The following is a 13,563-nucleotide window of genomic DNA, read 5'->3' as shown; positions in this document are numbered from 1 at the left end:
TCGGTCCGCTCCGAACCACCTGCATGAGGAACCGACTCACCCATGCCGTCCTCGGCCTGCTCTCCGCGGTCGTGGGGGTCGCCGCCGGCCATCTGGCCGCGAGCCTCCTCGAGCCCGCGTCGTCACCGGTCGTCGTCGTGGGCTCCACCGTCATCGACCTGACGCCCACACCCCTGAAGGAGTGGGCGATCCGGGAGTTCGGCACGCACGACAAGGCGGTGCTCGTCGGGTCCGTGCTGGCCGGCGTACTGGTGCTGGCCGCGGTCGCCGGGCTGCTGGCCCGACGCCGGCTCGCGTACGGCGCGACGCTGCTCGTCGCGCTCGTCGCGATCCCCGCGGTGGCCGCCGTGACCCGATCCGGGGCGACCGCGCTCGACGTGCTGCCGAGCCTGGTCGCCGGCGCTGCCGGCGTCGGCGCGCTGGTCTGGCTGGTCCGGACCGTCCGGCCCTCCCCCGCCGCCGGCGGGCGGCGGGGGGTGCTGGTCGCCGGCGGCGTGCTGGCGGTCGCCGCGGCCGGTCTGGCCGGCGCGGGACGCTGGATCACGTCGTACCGCACCGGCCTCACGGCCGTGGACCTCCCTGCGGCCGCCGACCCGGCGGGATCCTTCCCGGCCGGCCTCGAGGACCGCATCGAGGGCATCACGCCGTTCCGCACGCCCACCGCCGACTTCTACCGCGTCGACACGCGACTCACCCTACCGATCGTCGACGTCGACGGCTGGACGCTCACCATCGACGGCGACGTCGAGCGGGAGGTGACGTTCACCTTCGACGATCTCCTGGCGATGGAGCTGATCGAGCGCGACATCACCCTCACCTGCGTCTCGAACGAGGTCGGCGGCCGCTACATCGGGGCCGCGCGCTGGCTCGGTGTCCGGCTGACCGACCTGCTGGGCCGCGCGGGCATCGACGGCACGGGTGCCGACCAGATCCTGAGCACCGACGTCGACGGCATGACGATCAGCACGCCGCTCGACCTCGCGACCGATGGTCGCGACGCGATGATCGCGGTGGGCATGAACGGCGCCTCGCTCATCCGCGAGCACGGCTTCCCGGCGCGGATGGTCGTGCCCGGGCTCTACGGGTTCGTCAGCGCGTGCAAGTGGATCAGCCGGATGACGCTGACCACCTACGCCGAGCAGGATGCCTACTGGACCCAGCGGGACTGGGCGACCGACGCCCCGATCAAGATCTCCAGCCGGATCGACACCCCGAAGCCGCTCGCGACCGTCGAGCCGGGACGGACGGTGATCGGCGGCATCGCCTGGGCCCAGCACCAGGGCGGGGTCGCGAAGGTCGAGGTGCGCGTGGACGGCGGCCCCTGGCAGCAGGCCCGGCTCGGCCCGTCCGCCGGCCACGACTACTGGCGGCAGTGGTACCTGCCGTGGACCGCCGAGACCGGCCAGCACACGCTCGCCGTCCGCGCCGTCGACGGCGAGGGCGATGTGCAGACCGCCGTCCGCGCGACGCCGTTCCCCGGAGGCTCCAGCGGCATCCAGCAGATCGTCGTGAACGTCGCCTGAGTCACACCAATCCGATCCCCCCACAGCACCGAACACCTCACGTCCAGACCCCCACGGAAGGCTTCACCATGAACCGCTCCCTGCGCCGTACCAGCGGCCTCGCCGCATTCGCCCTCGCCGCCACCCTCGGTCTCGCTGCCTGCAGCGACGACTCCGGCGACACCGCGGCCGACACGTCCTCCTCGGCGAGCAGCGAGTCGCCGATGGACGAGTCGACCTCCGACGACATGGGCAGCGACACGACGGACGCCGGGGCCCAGACCTTCGGCGCCGGCTGCTCCTCGATCCCCGCCGACGGCGCCGGGTCCTTCAACGGCATGGCCACCGAGCCGGTCGCCACCGCCGCGAGCGCGAACCCGCTGCTCAAGACGCTGGTCACCGCCGTCGGCGAGGCCGGCCTGGTCGACACCCTGAACTCCGCCGATGGCATCACGGTGTTCGCGCCGACCGACGACGCGTTCGCGCAGATCCCGGCCAAGGACCTCAAGGCCGTCCTGGCCGACAAGCCCACCCTCACCAAGATCCTGAGCTACCACGTCGTCCCGGGAGAGCTCACGCCCGAGCAGCTCGCGGGCACCCACGAGACGCTCGAAGGCACCGAGCTGACGGTCGAGGGCTCCGGTGAGGACTTCACCGTGGGCGAGGCCGGCGCGGCGGTGCTGTGCGGCAACATCCCGACGGCCAACGCGACGGTGTACGTCATCGACTCCGTCCTGATGCCCTGACCCTGACCGGTCATCCGCGAGGATTCAGAAGTGGAACACCTGAGGCCCGTCGGCGCCGGCGCCCCGTCCCCAGCGGACGGGGCGTCCGGCCCTGACCTCGTCGAGCTGCTGCGGCTCTCGAGCCGGGGCGACGAAGCGGCGTTCGCACAGCTCTACGACGCCACCGCGTCGCGCGTCCACGGGCTCGCGCTGCGGGTGGTTCGCGACCCGGCGCAGGCCGAGGAGGTCACCCAGGAGGCCTTCCTGGAGATCTGGCGGACGGCGTCCCGCTTCGACCCCGACCGCGGCAGCCCCCTCGCCTGGCTGCTGACGATCACCCACCGCAAGGCGGTCGACCGGGTCCGCTCGGCCGAGGCGGCCAGCCGCCGCGACGTCACCTACGAGACGCAGAACCAGCACGTCGCGCATGACGCGACCGCCGAGGCCGCCCAGGCCTCCATCGAGGCGCACCGCGTCCGCGGGGCCCTCGCCAACCTGACATCCGTGCAGCGCGAGGCCGTCGGCCTCGCGTTCCTCGGGGGATACACACACACGGAGGTGGCGACCATGCTCGACCTGCCGGTCGGCACCGCCAAGACTCGCATCCGCGACGGCCTGATCCGGTTGCGCGACGCCCTGGGGGTGAGCTCATGACCGAGATCCACGCGCTGTCCGGCGCATACGCCGTGGACGCGCTCGACGACCTCGAGCGGGCCGCCTTCGAGCGGCACCTGGCCGAGTGCGCCGAGTGCCAGGCGGAGGTGGCGAGCCTCCGCGAGGCCGCCGCGATGATCGCCGAGACGACGACCACCGAGCCGCCCCCCGAGCTGCGGGACCGCGTGCTCGCCGGCATCCGGACCGTGCGTCCGCTGCCGCCCGAGGTGTCCGCCGCCACGGTCCGGCGGCGGCGTACCGCCCGGTTTCTGGTGGCCGCGGCAGCGGCAGCACTGATCGCCGGGGGCGGTGTCGTGGTCGCCCAGCAGCCGTGGGACGAGGCCAGCGAGGTCCAGCTCTCCGTGGCCGACCAGGTGCTGCGGGCGCCCGACGCCCGCGAGTCCACGCTCGAGTTCAAGGACGGCTCCACCGCGACCGTCACCCACTCCGACTCGGTGGGCCGGTCGGTCATCGTCACCACGGACATGGCGGCGCCGCCGGAGGGCAAGGTGTTCCAGCTCTGGTACGCCCAGCCCGACGAGGGCATGGTGTCGGCCGGACTGATGCCGGTCGAGGCCGACCAGACGGTCGTCCTCGAGGGAGATGCAGCGACGGCGACCGCCGTCGGGATCACCGTGGAGCCCGAGGGGGGTTCGCCGAAGCCGACGTCCGAGCCGATCGCGCTGTTCGACTTCGCGAGGCCGAGTGCGTGAGATCGCCGTCGTCGGGTCCGGCGTTGCCGGCCTGACGGCGGCCTACGTCGCGTCCCGCTCCGCGCGGGTCACCCTCTACGAGGCCGACGACCGGCTCGGCGGCCACGCCGACACCCACTGGATCGAGGACGGGGTCGAGGACGGGTCCGGCGGGCTGGCCGTCGACACCGGCTTCATCGTGCACAACGAGCGCACCTATCCCACGCTGCTGCGGCTGTTCCGCGAGCTCGGGGTCAGCACCCAGGACTCCGAGATGTCGATGTCGGTGCGCGACGACGCCACCGGGCTGGAGTACGCCGGTGCGCTCGGCGCCACGGGGCTCTTCCCCTCGCCGAGCAATCTCGGACGTCCGGCGTACCTGCGGATGCTGGCGGAGGTCCCGCGCTTCCACCGGCTGGCCCGGCGGCTGCGCGACGACGTGACGCTGGCGGAGTTCCTGGAGCGGCACGGGTTCTCCCCGTACTTCCGCCGGCACTTCATGGAGCCGCTGGTCGCGGCCGTCTGGTCGTGCGACCCGGCCGTGGCGCTGGAGTACCCGGCCCGCTACCTGTTCGCGTTCCTCGAGCACCACGGGATGCTCAGCATCACGGGGTCACCGCGGTGGCGCACGGTGACCGGCGGCTCGCACGAGTACGTCCGCCGGGTCGGCGCCGCGATCCACGAGGTGCGCACCGGCGCCAAGGTGACGTCGATCGCCGACATCGGCGACCTCGTGGAGATCACCGACGGCAACGGCCGGGTCGCGTCGTACGACGCCGTGGTGATCGCCACGCACCCGTCGCAGGCGCTGGCGATGCTGGCGGACCCGACGCCCGCGCAGCGCGAGGTGCTCGGCGCGATCGGCTATTCGCCGAACGTCGCGCTGCTGCACACCGACACGTCCCTGCTGCCGGAGGCCCGGCGGGCGTGGGCCTCGTGGAACTTCCGGCGCCCGGCCGACGATCTCGGCCACGTCACGGTGACCTACGACCTGACCCGGCTCCAGCGGCTGCCGACCGACACGCACTACCTGGTCACGCTCGGCGGCGAGCACCTCGTCGACCCGGACCGGGTCATCGAGCGGATGGAGTACGAGCACCCGCTCTACACGCCGGCCTCGGTCGCCGCGCAGGCCCGCCTGCCGGAGATCGACTCGGACCGCGTGGTGTTCGCGGGCGCCTACCACGGCTGGGGATTCCACGAGGACGGCGCGCGCTCCGGGCTCGCCGCGGTCGAGCGGCTCGGGCTGTCGTGGGACGCGCCGCCGGTGCCGGCGACCGGCGTCTACGAGACGACGATCCGGCACACCCGGCGGTCTCCGTTCCGGCGTACCTTCACGCACCGGTCGCACACGTGGCTGGTCGACCTCGACCACCTGCCCTCCGCGGGACTCCTGGGCGGGTTCGAGCCGCGCGACCACCTCGGCGACCCGTCGTCCACGATCCGGCAGAACCTCGCCGACTTCCTGGCCCGGCACGGGATCAAGCTCGGGTCGGGGAAGGTGTGGCTGGCCGCGCACCCGCGCGTATTCGGCTACTGCTTCAACCCGATCAGCGTCTTCTGGGTGAACCCCGAGGGCGACCGGCCGTGCGTCGTGGTCGAGGTGCACAACACCTACGGCGACCGGCACGCCTACCTCGTCCACCCGGACGCGAACGGCCGGGCCCGCACCGACAAGGCGATGTACGTCTCGCCGTTCCACGGCACCGACGGCTGGTACGACCTCGCCGTCCCCGTCCCGCACGAGCGGCTCGACGTGGCCGTGACCCTGCACTCCGACGACGGTGCCGTCTTCAGCGCCTCGCTCCAGGGCACGCGCTCCACCCACGGCGCGCTGCGCGCGGCACCCGCCGCCCTGCGCGGCGCCCTGCTGATCCGGCTGCACGGCATCGTGCTCTGGCTGCGCCGCCTGCCGGTCCGTCCCCGCCCCGCCCACCACCAGGAAGGTGTCCGGTGACCTCACTCCGGTCGGCCGTCGCACGACGGCTGTTCGTCGGCGCCGTCGACCGGCTCGACGTCGCGGTGTCCCTCGACGGCCGCTCGATCGGGCGCGGCGGCCCGCTCATGGTCGTGCACCGGCCCGAGGAGTTCTTCGACCGGCTGGGCCGCGACGGGCTCATCGGCTTCGGGGAGGCCTACCTGTCCGGCGCCTGGGACGCGCCTGACCTGGCCGGCTTCCTCACCGTCCTCGCGGCCGACATCGCCGACCTGGTCCCGCGTCCGCTCCAGCGGGCGCGGCGACTCGTCGGGCGGCGTACCCCCGCGCGGCACCGGCCGAGCACGGAGCAGTCGCGTGAGCTGATCGCCCACCACTACGACCTCTCCAACGACCTGTTCCGCCTGTTCCTCGACGAGTCGATGACCTACTCCGCCGCGCTCTTCGACACCTCCTCGGACCTCCACGAGGCCCAACTGCGCAAGATCGACCGTCTCCTCGACGCCGCCCGGGTCGAGGAGGGCACCCGGGTGCTCGAGATCGGCACCGGCTGGGGCGAGTTGGCCGTCCGTGCGGCCGCCCGCGGCGCCACCGTCCGGTCGATCACGCTCTCCACCGAGCAGCAGGAGCTCGCCCGCAAGCGGATCGCCGACGCGGGGTTCGCCGACCGGGTCGAGGTCGACCTCTGCGACTACCGCGAGGTCACCGGGACCTACGACGCCGTCGTCTCCGTGGAGATGGTCGAGGCCGTCGGCTGGGAGTACTGGCCGGCGTACTTCCAGACCCTGGACCGGGTCCTCGCGCCCGGCGGGCGGGTCGGGATCCAGGCGATCCTCATGCCGCACGACCGGATGCTCGCGACGCGCGGCAGCTACACGTGGATCAACAAGTACATCTTCCCCGGCGGCTTCCTCCCGTCGGCGCAGGTGATCGACGACGTCTGCGCGGCCGAGACGACGCTCGCGGTCGTCGACCGGCTCGCGTTCGGGCCGGACTACGCCGAGACGCTCCGCCGCTGGGACGAGACGTTCCTCGCCCGGCGCGCCGACGTCCTCGAGCTCGGCTTCGACGAGACCTTCATCCGGATGTGGCACTTCTACCTGGCCTACTCGCGCGCCGGCTTCGCCTCGGGCTACCTCGACGTGCAGCAGCTGACGCTGGAGCGGCCGGGTGCCTGACCTCCTCGCCCTGGTGTCGCCAAGCTGCGGGTCCGTCGGCTTCGCGGACTTACAGGGATGGGTGGTCACCGCAGCCTGGGGTCACCGGAACGCGGGTTACGGTCCGCCGTCGGGTTTCTGGTCCGCTGGGGTCGACCGTGGTGGCCCGGGCCGTAGCAGAATGGCCGGGGCAGAATTCTTTCTTTACCTTCGAATTCTCAGATCCCTTGTGGACAAGGGGTTCTGGGGCCTTCGACTGTCGGTGGGTCCTGGTTGAGTGGACCTATGGCAGCCACCACCCGCATCCGCGCCGAGGAGGTGCTGACCGCTGCCCGGGACACCGCTACGGTGATCGCGGACGCGCAGGTCGAGCAGCTGGTCCAGGCCGTGCAGTGGGCGCAGCTGAACCCCGGCGACGAGCCCGAGCCGGAGATCGAGTGGGGGATGCGGCCCCTGGAGGTCGCCGGCGCTGGTGCCCCGACGATCGATGAGTCCGCGGTCGCCGAGTTCGCGCTGGCGGTCGGGATGAAGCACGAGCCCGGCGCCCGGCTCATCGGCGACGCGATCGAGCTGTGCTACCGGCTCCCCCGGATCTGGGGACGGGTGATGGCCGGGGAGGTGGCGGTGTTCAAGGCCCGCAAGATCGCCCAGGACACCCGCACCCTGTCCCCCGAGGCGGCTGCCGCGGTCGACCAGCGGCTGGCGATCGTGGCGAGCAGGTGCTCGTGGGCCGAGATCGAACGCCAGGTCGAGCAGGCCCGCGCCGAGCACGACCCCGCCGAGGCCGAGCGGCGTCGCCTGGCCGAGGCCGAGCAGCGCGGCGTCCAGGTCCAGTACCGCGGGATCAGCGCCACCGGCCAGGTCCCCATCACCGCCTGGGCCGGGCTCGCCGACGCCCTGGCCTTCGACGAATTCCTCACCGCCACCGCCGCCACCCTCGACCCCACCCTCCCGCTCGACGTGCGCCGCTCCATGGCCCTCGGGATGGTCGGCACCACCGGAGGCACCGGTGAGCCCGCCCAGCGCGAGCTGGTGCTCTATGCCCACGCCCGACCCGGGCAGGCCATGGTCGAGGTCGAGAACACCCGGTCCGTGGTCACCCCGGAGCAGGTCCAGGAGTGGTGCCAGGAGGCGGGCACGCGGGTGACGGTCCGACCCGTCCTGGACCTGGCCGAGGAGATGTCCACCGGCGCCTACTCACCGACCCCGCTGATGAAGGAACAGGTCCGGGCAAGGTTCCGCACCTGCGTGTTCGCCGACTGCGACCGCCCCGCCCGGGGCTGCGACCTCGACCACCGCGACCCCTACCCGCACGGCGCGACCACCACCGCCAACCTCCTGCCCCTTGTGTCGAGGCCATCACCGGCTCAAGACCACCGGCGGCTGGACCTACCGACTCCTCGACCCCCACACCATCGAGTGGACCTCACCCATGGGCCTCGTCCACCCACGACATATCGACTGACCCCACCCCGCCGGCACCGTCGGCGGGGCTAGATCCGTGCCTTCGGCATGGGAGCGTCGATGCGAGTACCTGTGCTCACGGAGTGCCGAGCCTGAGCGGGAAGGACGGCGCTATGGCGAGCTACCCGGTCGCGCCGCCAGCCCGCCTCGAAGTCAGGTGGCACCACGACGACGCGCGCGGCGTCCTGGTCGGTGGCGCTGCTGCCGTCGTGCTCTGCAGTGCCTCGTGAAGAGGGGCGCAGCGGAGGGGAGTGCGCTCTTCACCGGTCATCGCCTGGCGGTGCTGACCGTCGCCGGCTCGACCGGCAGCGCCATGCGTGACATCGACCTCGCTCTCGGGGCATCCTTGTGCACCTGAGTCCGGGCCCGCGTTTGGCCCACCGGTCGTCAGGGGGAGCCGATGTCGTCAGTGTTTCTGCTTCCCACAGGTGGAGATGAGGTCACTGCCTTGGGGTCCACGTATCACTTCAAGACCGACGGTTCGCACGTCGCAGACGCCTACTCGCTCATGGAGGAGAGGTTCTGGGCGGAGACGACTCCGCTGCACGCTCACCCCGACGCCGAGGAGTCGTTCTACGTGCTCGAAGGGCGGGTGGAGCTCTGGTCCGACGGGATCACGTCCGAGGCCTCGAGTGGCGCCTTCATCGTGGTTCCCAGGGGCACGCCGCATGCGCTTCGACGATTGTCCGCCGACCCAGTACGCATGCTGACCATCGTGTCCCCGCCCGGATTCGAGCGGATCTTCGCAGCGGTCGCCGCGATCGGCGAGGAGGAACTGCTCACCGACCCCGAGCGGTTGGCAGCCCTCGCTGCCGAGTACGGCACCGAGGTACTGGGCGACTATCCAGAGATGCGCTAGGAGTCACTCGGAGGCTCGTTCGCGGAGCGCGATCCCCACCGCCGTCGCGATGACGGCCACGAGCAGGAGGACGACGCCCACGATCGTGCCGCCGACGCTGAGCCAGAACATGTTGGTGCGGGACCCGTCGGGGTCGTGGGAGCCATAGGTCCAGACAGCGAAGAACCCCCAGAACCCGGCGAGGATCGCACCGGTCCAGAAGTAGAACGCTCGCTCCACGGCGCCTCCCGACGTTGATGTCCACCGGCATGGTGGCACACGACGATCAGTCCGACTCGGACTCCCGCTCGCGCTTCTTCTTCTCCTCGTACGCCTTGCGCTGCGCCTCGGCGCGCTCGCGGACCTGGCGGAGGAACTCCTCGTCCTTGGCCGGGTCGACGGCGGCGGCGCGGCCGGGACGGTCGTACTCCGGGAAGCCCGGGACCTCGCGCTCGTAGGGCGAGCGGCGGGGGCCGCCGCTGTCCGGCCGGCCGGCGACGAGCCAGGCGACCGACCCGATGAGCGGGAAGAACAGGATGAGGACGATCCACGCGACCTTGGGCAGGTTGCGGACCCTGGCGGGCTGGGCGCCGATCGCGTCGACCAGGCAGTACACCCAGAGCGCGAACGTGACGACCCCGAGAAGCAGCTCGAGCTTGATCACTGCCGAAGTGTCACCCCGCGGAGGGGGCGGCGTCAGGCGATTGCCGTGGAACACTTCGAGCATGGCGCCCGACCGGGTCGACGCGGCGTTCGCGGCAGTGCCGCGCACGTGGTTCCTGCCGCGGGCCCAGCGGCGGCGGGCGGCGTACGACGGGCCGATCGAGATCGGCCACGGGCAGACCAACTCCCAGCCGCGCACGGTCGCGAACATGCTGCGCCTCCTCGAGGTGCGGGAGGGCGACCGGGTGCTCGACGTGGGCTCGGGCTCGGGTTGGACGACCGGGCTGCTCGCCCACCTGACCGGGCCGGGCGGCAGCGTGCTCGGCCTCGAGCTCGTCCCGGAGCTCGTGGAGTACGGGAGGGCGAACCTGGCGCACGGCGACTGGCCCTGGGCGCGGATCGAGCAGGCGACGCCCGTGGAGTACGGCGACCCGGCCGGTGCGCCGTACGACCGGATCCTCGTCTCGGCGGCGGCAGGCGAGCTGCCCACCACCCTCGTGGACCAGCTCGCCCCGGCCGGGCGCCTGGTGGTGCCGGTGGCCGGGGAGATGCTGCTGGTCGAGAAGGGCGACGGGGAGCCGGTCGTGAGCCGGCACGGGTACTACCGGTTCGTGCCGCTCGTCTGACCGCGCGGACCGAGGGCTACTCCTCGCCGGCGGCGCGACGCACCTCGCGCTCGGTGACGGCGTGCTCGTCGGTGCGGGCGTCGTAGGTCCAGAAGTCGCGCAGGATCGCCGCGGTGATCGAGACACCGGCGACGCACGCGAGGCCACCGGAGGTGATCGCGCCGCGCACCGACCAGAGGTCGGCGGTGACGCCGGCGCGGACCTGGCCGGACAGCGGGCCGAGGGAGTACGACAGCATCTCGATGCCCGCCAGGCGTCCGCGCATCGCCTCGGGGATGGTCTGGCTCCACACCGTCGACCGGAAGATGCCGGAGATCATGTCGGCCGCGCCCGCCAGCGCGAGGAACAGCGCGACCAGCCAGATCGACGGCATGAGCCCGGCCAGCGCGATCATCGCGCCGTACGCCGCGGCCGCCAGGACGATCGCGCGGCCGTGGTGGTGCACCCGCGCGGTCCAGCCGCTCAGCGCGGTCGCCACCATCGCGCCCAGGACCTCGGCCGTGTAGAGCATGCCGAGCAGCTGCGGCTGGTCGAAGACCTCCTCGACGAGCGCGGGGAACAGCACGACCGGCGCCGCGAACATCATCGCCACGGTGTCGACGAAGTAGGTGCCGAGCAGGTCGCGGCGACGGAACGCGTAGACCATGCCGTCCTTGATGCCCGCGAGGCTCGGCGGGGTGGTCTCGTCGCGGTGCGGGTAGGACCGCATCCGCAGGTAGAGGAACGACGCGACCAGCAGGCCGCACACGTCGATGAGGAAGCACCAGCCGATGCCGACGTACGCGACGAGCACGCCGCCGATCGCCGGGCCGGCGAGCAGGCCGATCTGCATCCCGAAGCTGCCCAGGGCGTTGGCCGCCGGGAGCTCGTCGTGGCGCACCGTGCGCGGCAGCAGCGCCTCGCGGGAGGGGCGCTGGAGCGAGGAGCAGGAGATCAGCGCGACCGCGACCACGAAGATCACCCAGACGTCGGGCTCGGCGCGGAAGGCGTTGAGCGCCAGGACCCCGGTGAAGACCGCCTGCCCGACGCCGGTCCAGATCAGCAGCCTGCGCCGGTCGACGTGGTCGGCGAGCGCGCCGCCGTACAGGCCGAACACGATGATCGGCACGATCTCCACGAGGCCGATCGCGCCGACCGCGAGGTTGGAGCCGGTCAGCTGGTAGACCTGGTAGGGCACCGCGACGTAGGTGATCATCGCGCCGAAGTAGAAGACCGTGCCGGCAAGGAACAGCAGCCGGAAGTCACGGGAGGTGCGCAGCGGCGTGGTGTCCATCCGCAGGGCGCGCAGGCGTTCGATCACGAGGGGGAATGCTCTCACCGGCGAACACCGTCGGCGAGGTGTTTTTCAGCCGCCGTCGTCGTCAGCAAGATCCATGACTGCTCCCCACCGTCCGACTAGCCCGGGTCCACCCGAGCGATGCTTCCGCGTGCTGCGAGGAAGAGGATCGAGGGTGCTTCGTTCACGGCGCCCTTCGCGATCTCGAAGTCGAGCTCGTAGGCCGGGCGACCGTCTTCTCGGGGCATGCCCAACCGGGCGACGCGAGTCACCCGATGCGATACGGGGGCTGGTCCCCGCGCACTGACGAGCTGCACCTTGGAGGTGAAGCCGGCCTCACCTTCTGATCTCAGGATGTAGTCCCAGACGTCGACCTTCTCGGTGGGGAAGGTCAACCGGACCGCTCCCACTCCGGTGCGCGGGTCCGGCAGGGCGACGACGGAGACGGTGCCCTCGAGCGCAGGCCAGCCGTCGTCGAGCCTCTGGATCCGGCGACCGTCCAGGGCGGCGGCGACCTCCACGCCCTCCATGCGACGAGCGTCCCGCGCACGGTGGGGCACGACAACGCCAACGTTGGTGATCCGGGCGCGGGCTACGGACGTCGGTCGACGCCACCCGGACGTGCGTCACCGACCGGGCGTCGTCACCCGGATCCGGGCGCCCCGCCGCGGGACGCTGGTGATGTTGCGGACCTGGGGCTCGTCGCTGCCGACCGCGGCGACGTCGTACGCCGTGAACACCTCGCGCAGCACGGCGACGCCCTCCATCATCGCGAAGCCCGCGCCGATGCAGCGGCGCACCCCGCCGCCGAACGGGATCCACGTGTTGGTGGGCGGGTTCTGGCCGAGGAACCGCTCCGGCCGGAACACCTCCGGGTCCGGGTGGTTGTCCTCGCGGTGGTGGGCGATGATGATCGACGGCCCGACCGTGGTGCCGCGCGGCAGGTCCCAGCCCGCGATCGTGGCCGGCTGCATGAGCGTCCGCACCACCATCGGGATGATCGGGTGCAGCCGCATCGACTCCTTGAGCACGGCGTCGAGGAAGTCGTCGTCGCCCTCGAGCGCGGCCTGGCGGCAGCGCGCGTGCAGTTCGGGGTCGCGGCCGGCCTCGTAGAGCGCCCAGGCCAGGGCGCTGGCCGTCGTCTCGTGCCCGGCGAGCAGCAGCGTCACGAGCTGGTCGCGCAGCTCGGTGTCGCTCAGGCGTTCCTGGGTGGCGTCGCCCTCCTCGCCCTGCACGATCAGCTTGGACAGCACGTCGGTGCGGTCGGCCAGGTCCGGCGCGGCGCGGCGCTCGCGGATCTCGGCGTACATCAGCCGGTCCAGCTCGCGCTGGTTGTCGATGGTCGCCTTCCACGGGCCGAACTTCTGGAGCCACGGGTAGCCCCAGCCCAGCAGGATCGCCGGGCTGATGCCCACGGTCCTGTTGACCCGCGGCCGCAGCTCCGCGAGCCGCCGCTCGTCGGTCACGCCGAAGACCACGCGCAGGATCACCTCGAGCGTCAGCGCGTTCATCCGGTCCAGGCTGCGGAACTCCTGTCCCGGGCGCCAGGTCGCCACCTCGGCCCGGGCCACCTCGGTGACGAGCGCCTGGTACTCCCGCAGCGCGTGCCCGTTGAACGCCGGCATCAGCAGCTTGCGCGCCCGCTTGTGCTCCGAGCTGTCCTGGAGCAGCAGCGAGTGCTCGCCCATGATCGGGCCGAGGATGCCGTTGGCCTTGCCGGCGTGGAAGACCCCGGGGTCGCCGGCGAAGATCTCCTTGGCGTGCTCGGGCCGGGTGAAGAACACCAGCGGCCGGCCGCCCGGCGCGAGGCGGACGGTGAAGACGTCGCCGTACCTGCGCCGCAGGTAGGGGTGGAACCAGTGCCGGAACCGCAGCAGGCCCGCGGTCTGGAGGAGCACCGGCCAGCGCGGGCCCGGCGGCAGGCCGGACCGGTCCACGGGCGGCGGCTTCTCCTGGTTGCCGGGGCTCATCCGGCGGAAGCGCTGGGTCGTGAGCTGGTCGACGTCGTCCAGGATCGTCACGCGTCCGAC

At 72.1% G+C, this 13,563-nt stretch carries 14 protein-coding genes; 9 read left to right on the top strand and 5 right to left on the bottom strand.

Annotated elements, in window-relative coordinates:
• The first annotated feature begins 23 nt into the window (after positions 1–23).
• From ACYQ0U_RS03765 to ACYQ0U_RS03730, 8 genes are all read left to right on the top strand, one after another.
• Positions 24–1,523 (top strand): molybdopterin-dependent oxidoreductase, encoded by a 1,500-nt coding sequence (locus ACYQ0U_RS03765; RefSeq protein ID WP_459969574.1) that lies wholly within the window; start codon positions 24–26, stop codon positions 1,521–1,523.
• Positions 1,524–1,591: 68 nt separating this feature from the next.
• A complete protein-coding gene (locus ACYQ0U_RS03760) occupies positions 1,592–2,248 on the top strand; it encodes a fasciclin domain-containing protein (protein ID WP_459969572.1) in 657 nt (218 codons plus the stop codon).
• A 30-nt stretch (positions 2,249–2,278) separates the two neighbouring features.
• Positions 2,279–2,881 (top strand): sigma-70 family RNA polymerase sigma factor, encoded by a 603-nt coding sequence (locus ACYQ0U_RS03755; protein ID WP_459969570.1) that lies wholly within the window; start codon positions 2,279–2,281, stop codon positions 2,879–2,881.
• A complete protein-coding gene (locus ACYQ0U_RS03750) occupies positions 2,878–3,594 on the top strand; it encodes an anti-sigma factor (RefSeq protein WP_459969568.1) in 717 nt (238 codons plus the stop codon). Before ACYQ0U_RS03755 ends, ACYQ0U_RS03750 begins: the two co-directional genes overlap by 4 nt.
• Positions 3,587–5,530, top strand: coding sequence for an FAD-dependent oxidoreductase (locus ACYQ0U_RS03745; protein WP_459969566.1), 1,944 nt, complete (start codon positions 3,587–3,589; stop codon positions 5,528–5,530). Before ACYQ0U_RS03750 ends, ACYQ0U_RS03745 begins: the two co-directional genes overlap by 8 nt.
• Positions 5,527–6,687 (top strand): class I SAM-dependent methyltransferase, encoded by a 1,161-nt coding sequence (locus ACYQ0U_RS03740; protein ID WP_459969563.1) that lies wholly within the window; start codon positions 5,527–5,529, stop codon positions 6,685–6,687. The genes ACYQ0U_RS03745 and ACYQ0U_RS03740 overlap by 4 nt, the downstream gene beginning before the upstream one ends.
• Before the next feature lie 264 nt (positions 6,688–6,951).
• Positions 6,952–8,163 carry an HNH endonuclease signature motif containing protein gene (locus tag ACYQ0U_RS03735; RefSeq protein WP_459969561.1) on the top strand — a complete coding sequence of 404 codons (1,212 nt, stop codon included), beginning with the start codon at positions 6,952–6,954 and terminating at the stop codon, positions 8,161–8,163.
• A 367-nt stretch (positions 8,164–8,530) separates the two neighbouring features.
• Positions 8,531–8,989, top strand: a complete 459-nt coding sequence (locus tag ACYQ0U_RS03730; RefSeq protein WP_459969558.1) for a cupin domain-containing protein — start codon at positions 8,531–8,533, stop codon at positions 8,987–8,989.
• A 3-nt stretch (positions 8,990–8,992) separates the two neighbouring features.
• Here the strand turns inward: ACYQ0U_RS03730 and ACYQ0U_RS03725 are convergent, their stop codons facing one another.
• Together ACYQ0U_RS03725 and ACYQ0U_RS03720 are read right to left on the bottom strand one after the other, a co-directional pair.
• Complete coding sequence (locus ACYQ0U_RS03725) at positions 8,993–9,208, bottom strand: hypothetical protein (RefSeq protein ID WP_459969556.1); 216 nt, start codon at positions 9,206–9,208, stop codon at positions 8,993–8,995.
• A 46-nt stretch (positions 9,209–9,254) separates the two neighbouring features.
• The gene (locus ACYQ0U_RS03720) at positions 9,255–9,632 is read right to left on the bottom strand and encodes a PLD nuclease N-terminal domain-containing protein (protein ID WP_459969554.1); all 378 of its coding nucleotides are present in this window, start codon (positions 9,630–9,632) and stop codon (positions 9,255–9,257) included.
• A 61-nt stretch (positions 9,633–9,693) separates the two neighbouring features.
• Between ACYQ0U_RS03720 and ACYQ0U_RS03715 the strand changes: the two genes are divergently transcribed.
• Positions 9,694–10,257, top strand: coding sequence for a protein-L-isoaspartate O-methyltransferase family protein (locus ACYQ0U_RS03715; protein WP_459969552.1), 564 nt, complete (start codon positions 9,694–9,696; stop codon positions 10,255–10,257).
• Between the two features lie 16 nt (positions 10,258–10,273).
• Here ACYQ0U_RS03715 and ACYQ0U_RS03710 read toward each other — a convergent pair whose 3' ends face one another.
• The 3 genes from ACYQ0U_RS03710 to ACYQ0U_RS03700 form a co-directional block, all read right to left on the bottom strand.
• Positions 10,274–11,557: an MFS transporter gene (locus tag ACYQ0U_RS03710; RefSeq protein WP_459969550.1), complete on the bottom strand. Its 1,284-nt coding sequence runs from the start codon at positions 11,555–11,557 to the stop codon at positions 10,274–10,276.
• Positions 11,558–11,652: 95 nt separating this feature from the next.
• On the bottom strand, positions 11,653–12,063 hold the full coding sequence (locus ACYQ0U_RS03705) for a hypothetical protein (protein WP_459969548.1): 411 nt from the start codon (positions 12,061–12,063) through the stop codon (positions 11,653–11,655).
• A gap of 96 nt (positions 12,064–12,159) precedes the next feature.
• A complete protein-coding gene (locus tag ACYQ0U_RS03700) occupies positions 12,160–13,554 on the bottom strand; it encodes a cytochrome P450 (protein WP_459969545.1) in 1,395 nt (464 codons plus the stop codon).
• Between the last annotated feature and the right edge of the window lie 9 nt (positions 13,555–13,563).

The organism is Nocardioides pyridinolyticus (assembly GCF_054653575.1).
Note: the sequence above shows the minus strand (reverse complement) of the source record. Positions and strands in the feature narration are given on the sequence as shown.

Excerpts from the sequence above, each read along its gene's own strand:
- ACYQ0U_RS03765 (WP_459969574.1), top strand. The coding sequence starts at position 24 with ATGAGGAACCGACTCACCCATGCCGTCCTCGGCCTGCTCTCCGCGGTC.
- ACYQ0U_RS03760 (WP_459969572.1), top strand. The coding sequence starts at position 1,592 with ATGAACCGCTCCCTGCGCCGTACCAGCGGCCTCGCCGCATTCGCCCTC.
- ACYQ0U_RS03750 (WP_459969568.1), top strand. The coding sequence starts at position 2,878 with ATGACCGAGATCCACGCGCTGTCCGGCGCATACGCCGTGGACGCGCTC.
- ACYQ0U_RS03735 (WP_459969561.1), top strand. The coding sequence starts at position 6,952 with ATGGCAGCCACCACCCGCATCCGCGCCGAGGAGGTGCTGACCGCTGCC.
- ACYQ0U_RS03730 (WP_459969558.1), top strand. The coding sequence starts at position 8,531 with ATGTCGTCAGTGTTTCTGCTTCCCACAGGTGGAGATGAGGTCACTGCC.
- ACYQ0U_RS03715 (WP_459969552.1), top strand. The coding sequence starts at position 9,694 with ATGGCGCCCGACCGGGTCGACGCGGCGTTCGCGGCAGTGCCGCGCACG.
- ACYQ0U_RS03705 (WP_459969548.1), bottom strand. The coding sequence starts at position 12,063 with ATGGAGGGCGTGGAGGTCGCCGCCGCCCTGGACGGTCGCCGGATCCAG.